This is a genomic window from Micromonospora sp. KC721 (assembly GCF_004348355.1).
GTDB lineage: Bacteria > Actinomycetota > Actinomycetes > Mycobacteriales > Micromonosporaceae > Micromonospora.
The window spans coordinates 1-19,499 of the sequence record NZ_SMJY01000119.1 but is presented as its reverse complement, the minus strand read 5'-3'; the positions used below and the strand labels follow the sequence as shown (position 1 = coordinate 19,499).

20 protein-coding genes are annotated in these 19,499 nt (G+C 73.1%); 7 read left to right on the top strand and 13 right to left on the bottom strand.

Going from position 1 to position 19,499, the window contains the following annotated elements; all coding sequences use genetic code 11:
• The 3 genes from E1182_RS19705 to E1182_RS19695 form a co-directional block, all read right to left on the bottom strand.
• On the bottom strand, window positions 1-765 hold a 765-nt coding region (locus tag E1182_RS19705; protein WP_132267413.1), incomplete at its 3' end, for a hypothetical protein.
• Between the two features lie 139 nt (window positions 766-904).
• Complete coding sequence (locus E1182_RS19700; RefSeq protein WP_132267411.1) at window positions 905-2,011, bottom strand: SPFH domain-containing protein; 1,107 nt, start codon at window positions 2,009-2,011, stop codon at window positions 905-907.
• Window positions 2,012-2,015: 4 nt separating this feature from the next.
• Window positions 2,016-2,489, bottom strand: a complete 474-nt coding sequence (locus E1182_RS19695) for an NfeD family protein (RefSeq protein WP_132267408.1) — start codon at window positions 2,487-2,489, stop codon at window positions 2,016-2,018.
• Between the two features lie 90 nt (window positions 2,490-2,579).
• On the opposite strand from E1182_RS19695, the gene E1182_RS19690 reads away from it, so the two are divergent.
• A complete protein-coding gene (locus E1182_RS19690; RefSeq protein ID WP_132267406.1) occupies window positions 2,580-3,884 on the top strand; it encodes a serine hydrolase in 1,305 nt (434 codons plus the stop codon).
• A gap of 21 nt (window positions 3,885-3,905) precedes the next feature.
• On the opposite strand, the gene E1182_RS19685 is transcribed toward E1182_RS19690, so the two are convergent.
• A complete protein-coding gene (locus E1182_RS19685; RefSeq protein ID WP_132267404.1) occupies window positions 3,906-4,718 on the bottom strand; it encodes a DUF3097 domain-containing protein in 813 nt (270 codons plus the stop codon).
• Between the two features lie 190 nt (window positions 4,719-4,908).
• On the opposite strand from E1182_RS19685, the gene E1182_RS19680 reads away from it, so the two are divergent.
• Window positions 4,909-5,703 (top strand): hypothetical protein, encoded by a 795-nt coding sequence (locus E1182_RS19680; protein WP_132267402.1) that lies wholly within the window; start codon window positions 4,909-4,911, stop codon window positions 5,701-5,703.
• A gap of 21 nt (window positions 5,704-5,724) precedes the next feature.
• Here the strand turns inward: E1182_RS19680 and E1182_RS19675 are convergent, their stop codons facing one another.
• The 5 genes from E1182_RS19675 to E1182_RS19655 all read right to left on the bottom strand — a co-directional run bounded on the left by E1182_RS19675 (window position 5,725) and on the right by E1182_RS19655 (window position 10,041).
• Window positions 5,725-6,504, bottom strand: coding sequence for an HAD-IIA family hydrolase (locus E1182_RS19675; protein ID WP_132267420.1), 780 nt, complete (start codon window positions 6,502-6,504; stop codon window positions 5,725-5,727).
• Between the two features lie 34 nt (window positions 6,505-6,538).
• Entirely contained in the window at window positions 6,539-7,567 is a 1,029-nt protein-coding gene (locus E1182_RS19670) for a ferrochelatase (RefSeq protein WP_132267399.1), read from the bottom strand.
• Window positions 7,568-7,636: 69 nt separating this feature from the next.
• Window positions 7,637-8,404 (bottom strand): enoyl-ACP reductase FabI, encoded by a 768-nt coding sequence (gene fabI / locus E1182_RS19665; protein ID WP_132267396.1) that lies wholly within the window; start codon window positions 8,402-8,404, stop codon window positions 7,637-7,639.
• A 26-nt stretch (window positions 8,405-8,430) separates the two neighbouring features.
• Entirely contained in the window at window positions 8,431-9,135 is a 705-nt protein-coding gene (gene fabG / locus E1182_RS19660) for a beta-ketoacyl-ACP reductase (protein ID WP_132267393.1), read from the bottom strand.
• A gap of 63 nt (window positions 9,136-9,198) precedes the next feature.
• Window positions 9,199-10,041 carry an AfsR/SARP family transcriptional regulator gene (locus E1182_RS19655; RefSeq protein WP_165942667.1) on the bottom strand — a complete coding sequence of 281 codons (843 nt, stop codon included), beginning with the start codon at window positions 10,039-10,041 and terminating at the stop codon, window positions 9,199-9,201.
• Window positions 10,042-10,292: 251 nt separating this feature from the next.
• Here E1182_RS19655 and E1182_RS19650 point away from each other — a divergent pair, with 251 nt between their 5' ends.
• Complete coding sequence (locus E1182_RS19650; RefSeq protein WP_132267389.1) at window positions 10,293-11,381, top strand: XRE family transcriptional regulator; 1,089 nt, start codon at window positions 10,293-10,295, stop codon at window positions 11,379-11,381.
• A gap of 171 nt (window positions 11,382-11,552) precedes the next feature.
• Complete coding sequence (locus tag E1182_RS19645; RefSeq protein WP_132267386.1) at window positions 11,553-12,242, top strand: hypothetical protein; 690 nt, start codon at window positions 11,553-11,555, stop codon at window positions 12,240-12,242.
• A gap of 578 nt (window positions 12,243-12,820) precedes the next feature.
• On the opposite strand, the gene E1182_RS19640 is transcribed toward E1182_RS19645, so the two are convergent.
• From E1182_RS19640 to E1182_RS19630, 3 genes are read right to left on the bottom strand one after another with little or no spacing between them, the layout of a single operon-like run.
• Window positions 12,821-13,771, bottom strand: coding sequence for a VWA domain-containing protein (locus tag E1182_RS19640; RefSeq protein WP_132267384.1), 951 nt, complete (start codon window positions 13,769-13,771; stop codon window positions 12,821-12,823).
• The gene (locus tag E1182_RS19635; RefSeq protein ID WP_132267418.1) at window positions 13,768-14,769 is read right to left on the bottom strand and encodes a DUF58 domain-containing protein; all 1,002 of its coding nucleotides are present in this window, start codon (window positions 14,767-14,769) and stop codon (window positions 13,768-13,770) included. Before E1182_RS19635 ends, E1182_RS19640 begins: the two co-directional genes overlap by 4 nt.
• Window positions 14,748-15,857 carry a MoxR family ATPase gene (locus E1182_RS19630; RefSeq protein ID WP_132267382.1) on the bottom strand — a complete coding sequence of 370 codons (1,110 nt, stop codon included), beginning with the start codon at window positions 15,855-15,857 and terminating at the stop codon, window positions 14,748-14,750. Before E1182_RS19630 ends, E1182_RS19635 begins: the two co-directional genes overlap by 22 nt.
• A gap of 239 nt (window positions 15,858-16,096) precedes the next feature.
• On the opposite strand from E1182_RS19630, the gene E1182_RS19625 reads away from it, so the two are divergent.
• From E1182_RS19625 to E1182_RS19615, 3 genes are read left to right on the top strand one after another with little or no spacing between them, the layout of a single operon-like run.
• Window positions 16,097-16,327, top strand: coding sequence for a hypothetical protein (locus E1182_RS19625; protein ID WP_132267379.1), 231 nt, complete (start codon window positions 16,097-16,099; stop codon window positions 16,325-16,327).
• A 22-nt stretch (window positions 16,328-16,349) separates the two neighbouring features.
• A complete protein-coding gene (locus E1182_RS19620) occupies window positions 16,350-16,868 on the top strand; it encodes a PH domain-containing protein (protein ID WP_132267377.1) in 519 nt (172 codons plus the stop codon).
• Window positions 16,865-18,331 carry a PH domain-containing protein gene (locus tag E1182_RS19615; RefSeq protein ID WP_371687573.1) on the top strand — a complete coding sequence of 489 codons (1,467 nt, stop codon included), beginning with the start codon at window positions 16,865-16,867 and terminating at the stop codon, window positions 18,329-18,331. Before E1182_RS19620 ends, E1182_RS19615 begins: the two co-directional genes overlap by 4 nt.
• 125 nt (window positions 18,332-18,456) lie before the next feature.
• On the opposite strand, the gene E1182_RS19610 is transcribed toward E1182_RS19615, so the two are convergent.
• The gene (locus tag E1182_RS19610) at window positions 18,457-19,455 is read right to left on the bottom strand and encodes a phosphatase PAP2 family protein (RefSeq protein WP_371687574.1); all 999 of its coding nucleotides are present in this window, start codon (window positions 19,453-19,455) and stop codon (window positions 18,457-18,459) included.
• Window positions 19,456-19,499 lie beyond the last annotated feature (44 nt).

The following is a 19,499-nucleotide window of genomic DNA, read 5'->3' as shown; positions in this document are numbered from 1 at the left end:
CACCACGGGGGTGGCGACGCTGGCGGCGGCGGCGTCGCGGGCGATGGTGGCGGGGACCAACCGGCCGGAACGGTAGCCGATGCCGATGCCGGCGATCAGTACGAAGATCGCGCCGAAGGTCTGCAGGCTGCCGACCAGCGCCCCACCGAGACCGAGCAGCGGGGCGGCGATGATGAGCATCGTCCCGTCGCCGATGGCGAACGTCCCGGAGCGGGCGACCGACCAGCCGGTGAGCAGCCAGCCGACGCTGTAGCAGGTGGCCCCGACCAGCACCAGCATCCGGGCGGTGGTGCCGAAGACGGGCGTCTGCTCCTCGAACCCGGCGAACGGCAGCATCAGCACCGTGCCGGCGATGCTGACCAGCAGACCGGCCACGGCGATCCGCCGGACCCGGGTGGCGGCGAGCAGTCCGGTCAGCGCGAGCAGCGCGAGCAGGCCCAGCCAGACGGCGGCCACCCAGCCCAGCAGGTACAGCGGCCGACCGTCGGCCGGGTACGGGTCGTTGCCCACGCCGCCGTCGCTGGCCATCGCCACCACGCCGTAGAGGACCGCGTACGCCGGCAGGAGCCACACCGCGGCACGCGCGAACCGGCGCAGCGACCAGGCCCAGCTGGCGTCGGTGGCCGGGGCGGCGGGGGCGGGGTCACCGACGAAGGGCAGCACCGCGAAGCCCCCGCCGGTGCGCCGGGTGCCCAGCGGGGCGGTCGGGTCGTGCGCGCCGGTCACGGGAGTGGATGGGAACAGCCGCTTCGCCGGGTTCTGCATGCGTCACCTCGCTCGATCGTGGGCGAGCGGCGGTGGACGCACCGGTGCCCCGGCGCCTCGCCACCACCGTCCTCAGGACCGATCGTGGCAGGCGCCGGGGCACCGGATGAGCATTTTTCGTATTTGCCGACGACCTCGGTCAGCTCCGCTCGCGCTGACCCGGCTGATCGCCCAGCAGGCTGTCCGGGGAGACCGGCTCCGGGGCCGGTAGCCCCTGCGGGGTCTTGCCGCCGGTGGCCTGCGCCTCGGCGACGCGCACCTCGTTGTGGATCTCCTGGGCGGCGTTGGCCGCGGCCCGGGCCGCCTCGGCGGCTTCCCTTTCGACCTCACTGGCGGTGTCGGAGGCTTCCGGCGACGGCTCGTCACCGACCATCCGGCTCAGCCCGCCCAGCGCGCCGCCCATCCCCTCCAGGGCCTTGGTCAGCTCGGCCGGGACGATCCAGACCTTGTTGGCCGAACCGTTGGCGATCTGCGGTAGCGCCTGGAGGTACTGGTAGGCGAGCACCTTCTGACTCGGGTTGGCCTGGTGAATCGCGTCGAAGACCGTCCGGATCGCCTTGGCCTGCCCTTCGGCCTGGAGAATCCGGGCCTGCCGGTCACCGTCGGCGCGCAGCACCGCGGCCTGCTTCTCGCCCTCGGCGCTGAGGATCTGCGACTGCTTGTGCCCTTCGGCGGTCAGGATGGCCGCGCGACGGTCCCGCTCGGCGCGCATCTGCTTCTCCATCGAGTCGCGGATGCTCGGCGGCGGCTCGATCGCCTTGATCTCCACCCGGGTCACCTTGATGCCCCACCGGCCGGTGGTCTCGTCCAGCACGCCGGAGAGGTGCCGGTTGATCTCCTCGCGGCTGGTCAGCGCCCGTTCCAGGTCCAGCGAGCCGATCACGTTACGCAGCGTCGTCACGGTGAGCTGCTCGATCGCCTGGATGAAGTTGGCGATCTCGTAGGTCGCCCGCACCGCGTCAACGACCTTGTAGTAGAGGACGGTGTCGATGGAGACGACCAGGTTGTCCGAGGTGATCACCGGCTGCGGCGGGAAGCTGACCACCTGCTCGCGCATGTCCACCTTGGTGCGGACCGCGTCGATGAACGGGACCAGCAGGTTCAGTCCCGGGTTCAACGTCCGCTTGTACTTGCCGAGGCGCTCGACCACGTCCTGCCGCTGCTGCGGAACGATGCGCACCGCCTTGACCAGGGTCACCACCATGATCACCGCGACGGCGATCAGAAGGACCGCTGCGAATTCCATATGCTCACCTTTTCGCTTCCGGCAGTTCACCGGGGGTGGAAATGTCGTCCTGCCATACCAGGGCGGTGGCACCCCGGATCTTGATCACCTGCACCCGCTCACCGGGTTCGAAAGACTGCGTCGCGTCGTACGAGCGCGCGCTCCACACCTCGCCGTCGATCTTGACCAGCCCGCGGTCGGTGTCGACCCGCTCCAGCACCAGCGCGGCGGCACCCTCCAGTGCCTCCACCCCGAACGACTGCTCGCCGGTCTCCAGGGCGCTGCGTGCGTGGCGTCGGATGACCGGCCGCACCACCGCCACCGACAGCGCCGACACCACGGCGAAGACCAGCGCCTGGATCGGCACCGGCGCACCCAGCGCAGCGGCGCCCGCAGCGGCGAAGGCGCCGGCCGCAAACATGATCAAAAACAGCGTCGTCGTGAAGATCTCGGCGACGCCCAGTATCACTCCCAGCACGATCCACACCACGGCGTCCACCCCCCGATCGTGACACGCCGACGCACGTCCCCACGAGGCAGCATGATCAGTAAGCTTCAGCGGGCAGCGATACCGACCGAGGGAGCCGCCGTGACCCTGTCGCCCGAGACCCTTCGCCAGGTCGACGCCCTCGTCGCGGAGGCCCAGTCGACCGACCGTGTCCCGTCCCTGGTGCTCGGGGTGGTCCGCGACGGCACGCTCGCCCATCTCGCCGCTGCCGGAGCGCACCCCTGCCCGGGGGTCGACGTGCAGTACCGGCTCGGCTCGATCAGCAAGACGATGACCGCCACGCTGGTCATGCAGCAGCGCGACGCCGGCCGGTTGGCCCTCGACGACCCCCTGGCGGCGCACCTGCCCGACACGCCGCTCGGCGACCGCACCCTGCGCCAGCTCCTCAGCCACGCCAGCGGCTTGCAACGCGAGCCGGACGGACGGTGGTGGGAGCGGACGGAGGGCAGCGACCTGGCCACGCTGGTCGCCGGGCTCACCCCGGACAAGATCGCCTATCCGCCGCTGCGGGGTTACCACTACTCCAACCTGGCGTACGGCCTGCTGGGCGGGGTGCTGGAGGGAATCACCGGCACACCGTGGATCGACCTGCTGCGCGAACGCGTCCTGACCCCGCTGGGCCTGAACCGCACCACGTACCACGCCACCGAGCCGTACGCCCGCGGCTACGTGGTGCACCCGTGGCACGACACGCTGCGGGAGGAGCCGCGTACCGACACCGGGGCGATGGCCCCGGCCGGGCAACTCTGGTCCACCATCGAGGACCTGGGCCGCTGGGCCGCGTTCCTGGCCGACCCGGTCCCGCAGGTGCTCGCCGCCGAGACGTTGACCGAGATGTGCGCCCCGGTGGTGATCAGCGACCTGGAGTCGTGGACCCACGGGCACGGCCTCGGGCTGGAGTCCTACCGCTGCGGCGACCGGGTGTACGTGGGCCACGGCGGGTCGATGCCCGGCTACGTCGCCGCGCTGGCGGTACACCGACCGACCCGGACCGCCGTGGTGGCCCTCGCCAACTCGTACACGTTCTGGATCGGCAGCCTGGCCCGCCGCCTGCTCACCCTGGTCCTCGACACCGAGCCCGCCGCGGTCACCCCGTGGCAGCCGGCCGCCGCGCCGCCCCCGCCGCGGCTGGCCGAGCTGACCGGGCGCTGGTGGTGGATGGGGACGGAGTTCGAGGTCCGCGCCGACGAGTCGGGCGAGCTGCGAGCCGGACGGCCCGGTGAGCTGAACCTCCGATTCACCCCGGAGGGGCCGGACCGCTGGCGGGGCCGCTCCGGCACGCAGGACGGCGAGATCCTCACCGTGCTCCGGGACGAGCACGGCAGCGTCGTCGCCCTGGACATCGCCACCTTCGTCCTCACCCGCAGCCCCGACCAGGAGCCCTGACCGGCGGGCGGGCAGGCCGGTTCAGGCCGGCTCGGTGACGAAATCGATCAGACGCTCCATCGCGTTGATCAGCGGGGTCTCCACGTCGGCGAAACTGTCCACCCGGGACAGGATGCGCCGCCACATCTCGGCCGGCTCGGCCACCCCGAGCGCCGCGCAGACGCCCTCCTTCCACGGCCGCCCCGGCGGCACCACCGGCCACTGCCGGATGCCGACCGCCTGCGGCCTCACCGCCTGCCACACGTCGACGTACGGGTGACCGGTGACCAGCACGTACGGGGAGGTCACCCGCGCCACCAGCCGACTCTCCTTGGAGCCGGGCACGAGGTGGTCGACCAGCACCCCGAGCCGACGCCCGGGTCCGGGGGCGAAGGCTCGCACCTGCGCGTCGAGCGCGTCGATGCCGTCCAGCGGTTCGACCACCACCCCCTCGATGCGCAGGTCGTCCCCCCAGATCCGCTCGACCAGGGCGGCGTCGTGCACGCCCTCGACCCAGATCCGGCTGGCCCGGGCCACCCGGGCCCGCACGTTGTCCACCGCCACCGACCCGGAGGCGGTCCGCTGGCGTACGGCCGGCGCCGGGGCCGGCGCCGGCCGGCGCAGGGTCACCGGTCGACCGTCGAGCAGGAAGGCGGCGGGCAGCAGCGGGAAGTGCCGTCGCCGACCGTGCCGGTCCTCCAGCGTCACCGCGCCGGACTCGAAACCGACCACCGCCCCGCAGAAACCGGATTCGGCATCCTCGACCACGAGGTCCGGCTCGGCGTCCACCTCGGGCACCGCCGTTCGCCGTCGCCAGTTGCCCGCCAGCACGTCCCCGTCGTATCGCCCCGACATGTCGATCACGCTAACCGGACGGACGGCGTGCCGCCCGTCGACGCGCCGTCCCGTCCGGCCGGGGCACCCCGGACGCTCCACGGCACCCGGTTTATCGGGCAACCGGAATCGAAAGGGGCAGTTGGGGTCAGGGCACTCGGGGCGTGCGGCAGTCGAGACACGGGCGGCGCGAAGCACGTACCCTTTCCGCATGTCCCTCCCCGCAGCGGGCGCGGCCACCCTGGCGCCGCGCCGGTCGAGCCGGTTCGTTGCCTGGGTACGCGCGTGGCGTGCCGGGCTGGTGCCCTTCGACGAGGTCGCCGAGGAGGTCGCCGGCGACGAGGAGCACATGGTCGCCGACGCCCCCGGCACCTGGACCGACGTGCCCCTGCGGGAGGCCCTGCCCACTCTGGCCAAGCTCTCCCCGGACGAGATCCGGCTGGTGCTGCCCGCCCCGGGCGACCCACGCGGCCTGCCCGGCCCAGGCGACTTCGCCGGGGCCGCGCTGCTGACCGGCGAGGCGGTGGTCGCCGGGCCGCTGGGGTTGATCCCCGAGGTCCGCACACACACCTCCGGGTCGGGGATGACCTGGGAGACGGTGCTGTGGCGGGTCTACCCGCTGCCCGCGGACGCGCCGACGGCGTCGCTCGCCACCCCCGGCGCGGCGGAGGCCGAGGCCGAACTGGCCAGCGCCCTCGCCGAGTCCACCGCCGCGCTGACCCGGCTCGACGTGGCCCAGTGGCGGCCGGAGCTGGCCGGGGCCCTCGCCGCGCTGCGGCGCCCGGACGGGGCCACCGACCTGCCACCCGGCTTCGACCCGCGTGCCCGGCGGCTCTTCGCCCGGGCCGCCGTGCTCGACCGGGTGCTCGCCCTCGCCGGGGAGAGCGCACCGGGCGGCGCGGTCAACACCTACGAGGCCCAGCAACGCGACGCGGCACTGCGACCGCTGACCACCGCCTGCCGGCAGGCCCTGGTCGCCGCCTGCAACGCCCCGCTGCGCCCCTGAGGGCCGCCGGACAGGCCCCGCTCAGACCTCGTCGATCAGGTCGGCCACCGAGTTGACGATGCGCGAGGGGCGGTACGGGTAGCGCTCCGCCTCGGCCCGGGTGCTGATCCCGGTCAGCACCAGGATCGTCTCCAGCCCCGCCTCCAGGCCGCAGAGGACGTCGGTGTCCATCCGGTCGCCGATCATCGCGGTGGTCTCCGAGTGCGCCTCGATGGTGTTGAGCGCCGAGCGCATCATCATCGGGTTCGGCTTGCCGACAAAGTACGGCTCCACCCCGGTCGCCTTGGAGATCATCGCGGCCACCGAGCCGGCAGCCGGCAGCGCGCCCTCCACCGAGGGCCCGGTGACGTCCGGGTTGGTGCAGATGAACCGGGCCCCGTCGTTGATCAGCCGGACCGCCTTGGTGATCGCCTCGAAGCTGTACGTCCGGGTCTCCCCCAGCACCACGTAGTCCGGAGCGAAATCGGTCAGCACGTAGCCGACCGCGTGCAGCGCCGTGGTCAGCCCGGCCTCCCCGATCACGTACGCGGTACCACCCGGCCGCTGGTCGGCGAGGAACTGGGCGGTGGCCAGCGCGGACGACCAGATCGCGGATTCCGGCACGTCCAGGCCCATCCGGGTCAGTCGGGCCTGGAGGTCGCGCGGGGTGTAGATGGAGTTGTTGGTGAGCACCAGGAAGGGCTTGCCGGAGGAGCGCAGCCGGTTGACGAACTCCGGGGCGCCGGGCACCGGCTGGCCCTCGTGCACCAGCACGCCGTCCATGTCGGTGAGCCAGCTCTCCACCGGCTTGCGGTTCTGCATCATCTCGTCCCAGGGGTGTCGGGGTTGGTCGTTCTCACGGGCGGCGGGCGGCCGGTACGCAGCACGGCGTGGGGCAGGTGTCCCACATCGGCAGCTCGCCGAGGCGGCGCGGCACCGACCCGTCCGGCGTGCCGCGCTCCAGGACCAGCTCGCGCACCATGGCCACGAACCGCGGGTCGGTGCCCGGGGTGGCGGCCCGGACGAAGTCGAGGCCGACCTGCTTGGCCGTCTCCAGCGCCTCGGTGTCGAGGTCCCAGACCACCTCCAGGTGGTCGGAGACGAACCCGATCGGGCTGACCACCACGGCGGTCACGCCGGAGGAGGCGAGCGCGGCCAGGTGGTCGTTGATGTCCGGCTCCAGCCACGGCACCTGCGGCGGGCCGGAGCGGCTCTGCCAGACCAGGTCGTACGGCAGGTCCGGCGCGGCGGCGGCGCGCACCAACCGGGCGGTCTCCGCCAGCTGCTCGGTGTACCGGCCGCCGGTCGGGCCGGCGGTGGCCGCCGCCGAGGTGGGGATGGAGTGGGCGGTGAAGACCAACCGGGTGCTGTCCCGCTGAGCCGGGTCGAGCTGCGCCAGGGCCGCCCGCACCGCGTCGGCGTGCGGCTCCACGAAGCCCGGATGGTCCCAGAACTGGCGCAGCTTCTCGATCACCGGGGCATCCGGGCCGACGGCGGCGCGGGCGGCGGCGATGTCCTCCTGGTACTGACGGCAGGACGAGTAGCCGCCGTACGCGCTGGTGACGAACGCCAACGCCCGCTTCACCCCGTCGTCGCGCATCCGCGCCACGGTGTCGGCGAGCATCGGATTCCAGTTCCGGTTGCCCCAGTACACCGGCAGGTCGACGCCGTGGGCGGCGAAGTCGGCGCGGATCGCCGCGAGCAGTTCCCGGCACTGCTGGTTGATCGGGGAGACCCCGCCGAAGTGCAGGTAGTGTTCGACGACCTCGGCCAACCGCTCCGGCGGCACGCCCCGGCCTCGGGTCACGTTCTGCAGGAAGGGCAGCACGTCCTCCGGCTGTTCCGGGCCGCCGAAGGAGACCAGCACCAACGCGTCGTACGCCATGAGCCCATTCTCTCCCGACGGCCGGGACGGCCCGGCGGCCACCCCGGAGGGCGGCCGGCGCGCCACCGGTCAGGCGCCGACCGCGTGGTAGCCGCCGTCGACGTGGACGATCTCCCCGGTGGTGGCCGGGAACCAGTCCGACAGCAGCGCCAGGCAGGCACGGGCGGTCGGCTCCTGGTCGGTCAGGTCCCACCCGAGCGGGGCCCGGGTGGCCCATGCCTGCTCGAACTGCTCGAAGCCGGGGATGGACTTGGCGGCCATGGTGCGCAGCGGCCCGGCGGCCACCAGGTTGCTGCGGATGCCCTGCTGGCCGAGGTGCAGCGCCAGGTAGCGCGACGTGGACTCCAGGGCGGCCTTGGCCACACCCATCCAGTCGTACACCGGCCAGGCCTGGCTGGCGTCGAACGTGAGCCCGACCACCGCGCCGCCCGGCGACATCAGCGGCAGCGCCGCCATGGCCAGCGACTTGTACGAGTACGTGGAGACGTGCAGCGCGGTGGACACGTCCTCCCATCCGGCGTCGAGGAAGCCGCCGCCCAGGCAGCTCTGCGGCGCGAACCCGATCGAGTGCACCACCCCGTCGAGCCCGTCGACGTGCTCGCGGACCTTGCCGGCCAGGCCGGACAGGTGCTCGGCGTTGGTGACGTCCAGCTCGATCACGGGGGCCGGCTCGGGTAGCCGCCGGGCGATCCGCTCGACCAGGGAGAGTCGGCCGTAGCCGGTGAGCACGACCTGGGCGCCGTTCTCCTGGGCGAGCCTCGCCACCGAGAAGGCGATCGAGGCGTCGGTGATGACGCCGGTGACCAGCAGCCGTTTGCCGGCGAGCAGTCCTGCCATGGGAAGGGTTCCTCCGTACGTTTCTTCTAGTGGCCCATGCCGAGGCCGCCGTCGACCGGGATGACCGCGCCGGAGATGTAGCCGGCGGCGTCCGAGGCCAGCCAGGTGACCACGCCGGCGACCTCGTCCGGCTCGGCGAACCGGCCGGCCGGGATGGCCTTGCGGTACTCGGTGCGGCGCTCCTCGGGAAGCTTGGCGGTCATGTCGGTGTCGATGAAGCCGGGGGCGACCACGTTCGCGGTGATGTTGCGGCCACCCAGCTCCCGGGTGATCGAGCGGGCCACGCCGACCAGGCCGGCCTTGCTCGCCGCGTAGTTGACCTGACCGACGCCGCCGTAGAGGCCGACCACCGAGGAGATGAAGATCATCCGCCCCCAGCGGGCCCGGAGCATCTTCGTCGAGGCCCGCTTGGCGCAGCGGAACGCGCCGGTGAGGTTGGTGTCCAGCACGCTGGCGAACTGCTCCTCGGACATCCGCATCAGCAGCGTGTCGTCGGTGATGCCGGCGTTGGCGACCAGCACCTCGACCGGGCCCAGCTCGGCCTCGACGGTGGAGAAGGCGGCGTCGACGGAGGCGCCGTCGGTGACGTCGCACTTCACCCCGAACAATCCCTCGGGCGCGCTGTCGCTGCGGTGGGTCACCGCGACCCGGTCGCCCTGCTTGGCGAAGGCCTGCGCGATGGCCAGGCCGATCCCCCGGTTGCCGCCGGTCACCAGCACGGTACGGGCCACGGGTCCTCCCTCTGCTCTGATCTCTGCGTCGGTCGGAGCCTAGGCGTTACCCGCCGGTAGGCGCTAACGCCGGGGCGGGGGTCCCTCCGCCGATGCCCGCCCGGGCTGCCACGAAACGGTCCCCCGCCACACCGGTGTCCGGCGCTGACGGTCCGGCCGACGAGCAGCCTGGGGCAGGTCCAAGTCGCCGGTCAGGACACCCCGATGGATCTCGCGCAACCCGGCACCTGGGTCGACACCCAGCTCCTCGGCCAGCAGGCGGCTCGTCATCCGGTAACGCGCCAGCGCCTCCGCCTGCCGCCCCGAGCGGAACAGCGCCACCATGAGCTGCCCGGTCAGCCGCTCGTCGAGCGGGTGCGCGGCGACCAGCCTGTCCAGTTCGGGCACCAGCCAACCGTGTCGTCCGAGACGCAGCGCCACGTCCGCGTGGCCGGCCTGCGCCGCCAGTCGCTCCTGGTGCAGGCCCGCCCGCACGGTGTGGCACCAGTCAGTGTCGAAGGTGGCCAGGGCGTCGCCCCGCCACAACCGCAGCGCCTGCTCGTACAGGCGCACGGCCCGCCGGTCGGCGGCGAGGCGGGCGCGCGTCACCAACTCCCGGAACCGGTGCACGTCCACCGTCGACGGCTCGGCCTCGACGAGATAACCACCGTGCCGCCGGCAGATCCGCAACCGGTCGACCGGGTCGAGCGCACGCCGCAACCGCGACAGGTATCCCTGCAGCACCGCTCGGGCGCGCTGCGGCGGGCGGTCGCCCCAGACCCGCTCGACGAGCTCGTTCACGGCGACCACCCGGTTTGGATCGACCAGGAGCGCGACCAGCACCGCCCGCTGGCGCGTGTGTCCGGTGTCGACCCACTGGCCCTTCCACCACACGCCGACGTCGCCCAGCAGACGAACCTCCACCATCGCACACCACCCTTGTCCGTACCGGGATCCGGCGTCACCGACGACACGTCGGCGATGCACCGACCAGGCTGGCAGCCCGAGTTCCCGTCCGGCACACTCCGCGGCTGTCCCGGACAACCTCGGACGCCAGGACAGGTGTCCGAGCAGGTCAGGGACACTGCAAGGAGTTCGGCCCGGCGGACGCCGGGACGGGGCTGCCGTCGCTGTGCCGCCACAGCGACGGACGACGATCATCCGATAGAGTTCCGCTGGTGACGGGTCTCGATGTCAAGGAGCCGGATCCCGAGGCGGCACGCACCGTGGCAGAGTTCGTCCGGCTGCTGCGCCAGCTGCGACAGCGTTCCGGCCGGACGTACCGGCAGTTGGAGCGGATCGCGGCCGAACGTGGGGACGTGCTGCCCCGCAGCACCATCGCCGACGTGCTGGGCCGCGGCGCGTTGCCACGGGCCGAGTTGCTGGCCGCCTTCCTCCGCGCCGTCGGCGCGGAGGACCAGGTGCCGCAGTGGCTGCGAGCCCGGGCCCGACTCGCCGCGGACGGCGAACAGGCCCACTCACCAACCGGCCCGGGTCCGGGCAGGCCCGCCCCGGGCACCGACACCGACCGGCTGGCCGGTCTTTCGGCCGATCGCCACCAGGTCGCGGTCCTCTCCCCGACGCCGACCCGACGCACACGATCGCTCGTCGGTCTCGTCGGGGTGTCTCTGCTCGCGCTGGCCACGCTCGGGGGTGGGTGGTGGCTGAGTCACGACCGGGACGGGTCGACGGCCTCCCGGTCGCCCCGGTCCGCCGCGCCGAGCGGCGCCCCGCCGGACGTTCCGTCCGCCTCGACGCCCCAGCCACCGGGCCTCGCCGCGACCGGTGGTTGGGTCCGGCTCCGCCCCGCCCGTACGCCCGGGCTGTGCGTCACCGAGGGTCGCGAGTCCACCGGCCGGTACCCGGCCCCGGTCGCCGTGCAGGCGCCCTGCGCCGCAACCGAGCCACCGCACACCTATCTGCTGCCGCTCGGCGGCGGGCTGGTCAAGATCCAGTGGCACCATCCCGTACACGGAAAAGGGTGCCTGACCGTGCTCGACGCAGGTGTCGCGCGCGACATGCTCGAACCGTGGCGCGACTGCCCACCCGAACTGCTCAACCAGGCGTTCCTGCTCGAGGTGCGAACCTCGCCCACCGCCTTCGGGTACCAGCTCAGGCCGGCGCACAGCCGGCTCTGCCTGGCGCCCCGGGCAGCCGCGACGACGGCCGGCGCCGAGGTGGTCCAGGGCACCTGCACCGGCGGCGCCGAGCAGGTGTTCCACATCGACCCCGCCGCACCGCCGAGCGGAGGGCCGGGTTCCGGCTGAGCCGGTGACCCGCGTCCGCGGTGGACGCTCTCCCGGCACCCGGTCGGAGCAGCCGATTGCAGTCTTCTCCCAGATTTCGTCAAGGGCCTGCCCCCAGCCTTCCGTTCAGGGAGATGCGGTGACGGTAACGGCGCAAGCGCCGACGCCGCTCCGCCGGAAACGGGAGGAAACATGCACATCGCACGGAAAGCCTGGCTCGCGGTCACCGGCCTGACGCTGGTCGCCGGCATGGCCGTCAGCAACCCGGTCAGCGCCGCGCCGGCAGCACCGCCCACGGCCCCGGCCACGCCGGTCGCCGTCACGATCGACACCGGCGCCGTCACCGCGGCACCGCCGCCCAGCCCGGCCCGCATCCGGGCCTCGATCGTGCGGCACGCGATGGGGCAGGTGGGGAAGCGGGAGACCGGCGTCAACAACTACCCGAAGACGTACCAGTACAACAGGACGATCGTACGGCCGGCCGAGTGGTGTGGCGTCTTCGTCAACTGGGCCTGGTACATGGGCGGGGCGACCCGACGGCCGGCGATGAAGCACCCGACGAAGGGCTGGAACACGACCGACCAGGGTCACTACGCGACCTACTGGCAGAAGTGGGGCAAAGCCAACAAGCGGTGGCGGCCGATCAGCAAGCGACAGGTGGAGAAGGGGGACGCGGTCGTCTACGGCAACTACCCGCAGAGCATCGCGCACATCGGCGTGGTGGTGGCGGTCAAGAAGGACTCCCGGGGCCGGGTGACGCACGTCAAGACCGTCGAGGGTAACGCCGGCGACAAGGTCACCAGCTTCACCTGGCGCAAGATCGGCAGTTTGTCGGCCCGTGGGGCGAAGGCCAGCGGCTTCGTCTCACCGGTCGCCATGTGACCCTCGCCCAGCGGCCGGGTGCGGTCCCCAGTGGAGGGGCCGCACCCGGCCGGCCTGCGACCCGATCCGGTACGCCGGCCGTACCCACGCCCCGAGGTGTGGCGGTCTGCCGCGCGGTGTACGATCAGCGGCGTTTGCGGGCCGACGTGAGGTCCGCGTTCCGGGCCCCGCCGACCTCAGGAGGTGATCGCTATGCGAGATAGCGATCCTCCCAGTCGTGGCCGGGCCGACCGTCAGCCCCGCTGAGCCGCGACTCAGTCGGTCGAGCTGACCCAGTTCCGCTCCGCCACCCCGTCCCGCCCCCGATCCGCTGTCGGGGCCGGCGGCCCGTGCCGTCGGTACGCCGGGACGCCTGCGGCGGAGCCGCCCGGTCACGACTTCGTGTGCGCGTCCTGATCAGCCCTCACGGTCCCCCCGTACCCGGACCGCCAGTCGCCACCCGGAGCCGTTGCATGAGCCGTTACCTCGCCCCGCTGGGATTCACCCTCGCCGCCGTCTGGGTGGCCGTCGTCTTCGTGCTCGCTGGCGGCGGTCACTGAGCGCGCCGGCCGCCCGGCTCACCGCACCGCCGGCCGGGCTCACAGCATCCGTGAGGTCCACAGCAGACTGAGCCCGCCCGCGCAGAGCGCCAGCAGCAGCGCCACCCCGGCGTACCACTGGGTGATCTCGCGCGGCTCGGTGCGGAACCCGATCGAACTGCCCATGTCCTGGTAGACCTGCTTCAGCTCGGACACCGAGGCGGCCTCGTAGAAATAGCCGTCGGTGGTCTCGGCGAGCTCCGCCAGCGCCAACCGGTCCACCGGCACCCGCTGCGGCTGACCGTTGATGTCGACCTGCCCCGCATCGGTGCCGAAGGCGATGGTCGAGACCGGCACGTTCGCCGCCTGCGCCGCCGCGGCGGCCTCCTCCACCGACCGGCCCGCCGTACGGTAGCCGTCGGAGAGCAGCACGATCCGGGCCGGTGGGATGTCGGTCGCCCCGTCGGCCGGCACCGAGCGGATCGCCTCCAGACAGGTGAAGACCGCCTCACCGGTGGCGGTCGACTCGGCCAGGGTGAGCCCGTCGATCGCGGTGGTCACCGCGTCCCGGTCCTTGGTGGGTGGCACCAGCACGTTCGCCGACTTGGCAAAGGAGACCAGGCCCAGGTTGTAGCTGGCCGGCAACTCCCCGACGAACTGCTTGGCCGCCTCCTGGGCGGCCTCCAGCCGGTTCGGCGCCACGTCGTCGGCCTGCATGGACAGCGACACGTCGATGGCCAGCATCACCGTGGCCCGCTCAAGGGGCTCGCGGGTGTCCACCGCCGGGCGGGCCATCCCGGTGGCCAGCGCCAGCAGGGCGAGCAGGAACGCGGTGGCCGCCGCGTGCCGCCGCCAGCCCAGACCCTTCGGTGCGACGGTCCGCAGCAGCGCCACATTGGTGAACCGCATCGCGTAGGCGCGACGGTGGCGCTGCCGCCACGCGTAGCCCGCCGCCAGGGCGAGCACCGGCAGCAGGGTCAGCAGCCACCACGGTTGCATGAAACGGATCATCGAGTCGTCCCCCGGGTACGGGCGTGCCGCTGCGCGGCCACGAATCGCACCATGTCCAGCAGCCAGTCTCGGTCGGTACGCAGGCGCAGGTGCCCGGCGCCGGCCGCGCGCACCTGCGCGGCGATGCCGTGGCGCTGGGCGGCCGCCGCCTCGGCGTACCGGCGGCGCAGCCCGGCGTCGGCCGTCTGCACCTCGTGCAACTCTCCGGTCTCCGGGTCGACCACCGGCAGTACCCCCACGTCGGGCAGTTCCAGCTCACGTGGGTCGACCACCTCGATCGCCAGCACGTCGTGCCGGACCCGCAGCTTACGCAGCGGCCGGCCCCACTGCTCCGGCGGTGCGAGGAAATCCGAGATCACCACCACCAGACCCCGGCGGCGTGGCGGTCGGTTCAGCATGTCCACCAGCGCGCCGAGGTCGCTGCGGCCGGGGCGTACCGGGGTGTGCGCCACCGCGCGCAGCAGGGCCTGCGCCTCCCGGCGACCGGAGCGGGCCGGAACCCGGGTCAGCGTCCCGGGCCCGGCCGGTGGCGGTGTGGCGGGCCGCCATCGGCTGACCTTCGCCGGTGGCGGCCCGCCACTGCCGATGACCGCGCCGATCCGGTTGCCGCCCCGGACGGTCAGGTGGGCCAGCGCCGCGGTCGCGGCCACCACCAGGTCCCGTTTGAGCCACCGTCCGGTGCCGAAGTCGAGACTCGCCGAGAGGTCCACCGCCAGCCAGGTCTCCAGCTCGCGGTCGGCCACCGTACGCCGCACGTGCGGCATCGTGGTGCGGGCGGTGACCGGCCAGTCCATCCGGCGCACGTCGTCGCCGGGCCGGTACTCCCGCGACTCCCCCGCCTCGCTGCCCGGCCCGGGCAGCAGTCCGGCGTAGTCGCCCTGGAGCAGGCCGTCGAGCTTGCGGGTGATCAGCAGCTGGAGCCGGGCGAGGACGGCCTCGTCACGGTCACCGACGGCCGCCGGGCGCACGGGTGAGGTCACGGCCGCTGCCCGGGCCAGCCGCCGCCGGGTGCGGCGCTGACCGGTGGCGCCGGGGTGGCCTGCTGCCGGGGCGCGACCGACGGCAGCGGGATGGTGGACAGGACCCGGTGCACCACGTGGTCGGCGGGCACGTCGTCGGCAAGGGCGTCGTAGCTGAGCACCAGCCGGTGACGCAGGATGTCCGGGGCGACGTCCTGCACGTCCTGCGGCAGCGCGTAGTCCCGCCCGCGCAGCAGGGCCAGCGCCCGGGTGGCCCGGACCAGGCCGAGCGAGGCGCGCGGGCTGGCACCGTACTGGATGAGCGGGGCGACGTCGGGCATACCGTGCTCGGCCGGGGTGCGGGTGGCCAGCACCAGCCGGACGGCGTAGTCGACCAAGGCGTTGTGCACGAACACCTGGTCGGCCTTGCGTTGCAGGGCGATCAGGTCGTCGGTGGTGAAGACCTGGGCCGGTTCCGGCGCACTCACCCCCATCCGGTAGACGATCTCCCGCTCCTCGGCGTCGGTCGGGTAGCCGACAACGATCTTCATGAGGAAGCGGTCCCGCTGCGCTTCCGGCAGCGGGTAGACGCCCTCCTGTTCGATCGGGTTCTGGGTGGCCATCACCAGGAACGGGTCCGGCACCCGGTGGGTCTCGCCGCCGATGGAGACCTGCCGTTCGCTCATCACCTCCAGCAGCGCCGACTGCACCTTCGCCGGTGCTCGGTTGATCTCGTCGGCGAGCAGGAAGTTGACGAAGACCGGACCCAGCTCGACGTCGAACTTCTCGCTGGACTGCCGATAGATGCGGGTGCCCATGATGTCGGCGGGCACCAGGTCGGGGGTGAACTGCACCCGGGCGAAGTCGCCGCCGACCACCTTGGCGAGGGTCTCCACCGCGAGGGTCTTGGCCACCCCGGGCACCCCCTCCAGCAGGCAGTGCCCCCGCGCCAGCAGCGCGACGACCATCCGCTCGACCATCCGGTCCTGCCCGACGATGACCCGTTTGATCTCGAACAGCGCCCGTTCCAGCAGGGTGGCGTCCTGCGCCGGAGTGCTCACCGGCGCGGGCGTGGCGCGAGCCGCCGCGTCGGGTCGGGGGTCGTCGGGCGTGGTCGGCTGGGCCACCGGTCCTCCACAGCATGGTCGGTCGTCGGGCGTGGTGCGTATCAAGACTCGCATGCCCGGCTGAGTGGCGTCGGAGGGAGAAGCTGATTTTCGCCACGCCGTCGTTGGTGGATGAATCGCTGAACGAGGGTGGACATGGAGGGGGCCTGCACGTGTACGATTCACCCCGTCGCCGGGCGGCTCCCCCCGTGGCCGCCCGGCGCTCACACTTCCGGCACCGGCGACCTAGACTCGACCGGATGACCACACCCACCCCCGCCGACGAGGCCCCGATCTGCTCGGCCCGTGGGTGCCGCGCTCCCGCCGCCTGGGCGTTGCGCTGGAACAATCCCCGACTGCACGACCCCGAGCGCCGCAAGACCTGGTTGGCCTGCCCGGCACACCGGGCGTCCCTGGGCGATTTCCTCGACGCGCGCGGCTTCCTGCGGGAGGTCACGCCCCTGCCCGGATCGCATACGCTCGGACCGTGAACGTGCAGAGCGGACGTCTCCGATGACCGGCGCCGAGCCGGCGCAGCCACCGGTCAGTGCCCTGGAACCCTGGCCGGACACCGTCCGCTGGCAGCCGATCTCCCGTGACCTGATCTGGGTGGAGCTGCTCCGGCTGGCCATCGTGCTGGCCGTGCTGCTGCTCGGGTTGGGTGTCGGCTGGGCGTTCAGCGGCCACTGGCTCCTCGGCGCGGCGCTCGGCGCGGTGCTGCTGGCAGGGCTGTGGCGGGCGGTGACGATCGTCCGGGCCGTGCATGCCTGGGGTTACGCCGAACGGGAGCACGACCTGTTGGTCCGGCACGGGCTGCTGGTGCGCCGGCTGTCCATCGTGCCGTACGCGCGGATGCAGTTCGTCGATGTCAGCGCCGGCCCGTTGGAACGCGCCTTCGGCCTGGCCACGGTGCAGTTGCACACCGCCGCTGCGGCCAGCGACGCCCGGGTTCCCGGGCTGCGGCCGGCGGAGGCGGCCCGGCTGCGCGACCGGCTCACCGCACTCGGCGAAGACCGCGCGGAGGGGCTGTGAGCGACCGGCCGCCGCGTCCCGAGCCGGTCGGGCCGTGGGGCCCGCCGCAGGCCGCCGGCGCGCCGCCGCACGCCGCCAGCCCGCCGCAGGCCGCCGGTGCGCCACCGCACGCCGCCAGCCCGCCGCACGTCGCAGGTGCGCCGCCGGCCGGTCTGCCGACCGAGGAGCCGCGGCAGCGCCTGCACCCGCTGAGCCCGGTGCTGCACGGCGCGAAGTCCCTCATCGTGGTCATCGCCGGCCTGTCCTGGTCGACGCTGTCCCGGGTGGGCTTCGGTTGGTTCGTGGCGATGGTGGTGGTACTGGCCCTGGGCGCGACCGTGCTCTCGGTGGTCAGCTGGTGGAACACCGGGTACCACGTCGTCGGGCGTGAGCTGCGTATCCACGAAGGGTTGCTGTGGCGGCGGACCCGCGCCATCCCGCTGGAGCGGCTGCAGGCCGTCGAGGTTGTCCGGCCCCTGCTCGCCCAGCTCACCGGCTTGGCCGAGCTGCGTCTGGAGGTGATCGGTGGCGGCAAGACCGAGGCGCCGCTGGCGTACCTGGGGGTCGCCGAGGCAGCGGCGTTGCGCCAGCGGTTGCTCGCCGCGGCCGGCCGCGCGCCGGGGCAGCCGCCCGCCCCGGTGGTCGCCGCGGCCGGGCCGGTGCCGGAGGTCACCGGGCGTGAGCTGCACGCCGTACGCAAGGCCGACCTGCTGGTCAGCCAACTGCTCACCCCGCAGGCGTTTCTGCTTCCCTTCGGCGTGGTCTTCGTGGTGGCACAGTTCCTCTCCGAGGGGTCCTGGTCGTTCATCGCGGTGGCCAGCACGTTGACCGCGATGGCGGGCATCGTGCTGCAACCGGTCCGCCGGGTCCTCGACGACTGGGACTTCCGGCTGGCCCGGGAGGACGCCGGCCTGCGGGTGCGCAACGGACTGCTGGAGACCCGGGTGCAGACCGTCCCGTTGGACCGGGTGCAGACGGTGGGGGTGACCTGGCCGCTGCTCTGGCGCTGGAAGGGATGGTTGCGGCTGCGCCTGGAGGTCGCCGGCTACGCGGCCGGCGAATCGGACGACCGCAACCGGCCGGACCGGCTGCTGCCCGTCGGTGACCTGCGCACCGCCGAAATGATCGTGGACGAGGTGCTGCCCGGGGTACGGCTGACCACGTTGCCGCTGAGGCCGCCGCCGGCCCGGGCCCGCTGGCTGCGCCCGCTGAGCGCCCGGGTGCTCGGCGCCGGGCTGGGCGAGCGGGTCTTCGCCGTCCGTTCCGGGCTGGTGACGCGGCAGCTGGCGATCGTGCCGTACGCCCGGATCCAGAGCGTGCGGGTGGTGCAGGGGCCGGCCCAGCGGCGGCTGCGGCTGGCCACCGTGCACGCCGACACGGCGTCCGGTGGCGGCGCCGCGGCGTACGACCGCGACCTGGCCGAGGCGTGGGCTCTGGCGGCGGAACTGACCGCGCGGGCGCACGCGGCGCGGCAGGTCCGTTGAACCGCCCGGCGGCCCGGCGGGTTTCGGCGCCCCGGCGGCACGGGTTTGCGCCCGGCCCGGATGCTCTCGCGGCGAGGTGACCGACCCGAGAGTCCGACAGTCGGAGCGTTCGGTGGGCAGCCGGCTCAGCGGGTGGCCGGCTCCGCCGGCTCGCCGACATCGGGTGGCCCGGCGGGGGCCGGTGGCACGGCGGGAGCCGGTGACACGGCGTGCGACGTCGCCGCGACCGGCCCGTCGGCCGGCTCGCGGCGGGACCGGCGGGCCGCCCACCAACGTTCGGCCAGACCGACCACCAGGAAGGTCAACCCGACGTACGCCCAACCGACCAGCACGTCGATCACGTAGTGCTCGCCGGAGTAGACGAGGGTGAAGGTCATCGCCAGCGGGTACGCCAGCAGCAGCGGCCACCAGCGCCGGCGGACCGAGCGGAAGAAGAACAGCACCACGAACAGTGCCCACGCGGTGTGCAGCGACGGCATCGCGGCCACCGGGTTGGCGGCGATCTGGCCGGCGTTGAGCAGGTTGCCCGCGCCGTGCATGCCGAACGCCTTCCAGCCCCGGGTGGAGATCCGGGCGACCTCGGTGAGCAGCCCGTTCTGCGCCGCCCACCACGGCGGCGCGGCCGGGTAGAGGAAGTAGGTCACCAGGCCGGCGGCGCAGAGGAAACCGAAGCGCCGCATGTACGCCGCCCAGCGGCGGCGGTTACGCAGCCACAGCACCGCGGCGGCGGCCAGCGCCACCACGAAGTGGGAGAAGTAGACCCAGCTCGCCAGCACGTCCCACCAGCGCACGTCGGGCTGGTAGAGGTGCTCCTGCAACCAGACGGTGGGCACCTCCCCGCCGGTGGCCCAGCCGAACATCACCCGGTCGGCGACGATCAGCTCATACGCGTGCGGGACCGCATCGTTGTCGGCGAACCCCCGGGAGAGGTTGTAGACCAGGAGCAGCAGCACCACCGGAACCCAGTCCCGGGCGAAGGCCAGATGGCTGCGCCACGGCCGGTGCGAGTTCCAGGCGATGGTGCCCGCCCAGATCCAGAGGAAGGCGTACGCCGGGTCGGTGGGCAGGCCGATGGCCAGCCAGGCGACCACGAAAGCGACGCCCCAGACCGCCATCGCGCGCACCCGCCGGCGCCCGCCGGCGGGGGACGCTGGGGGTCCGGTCGGGG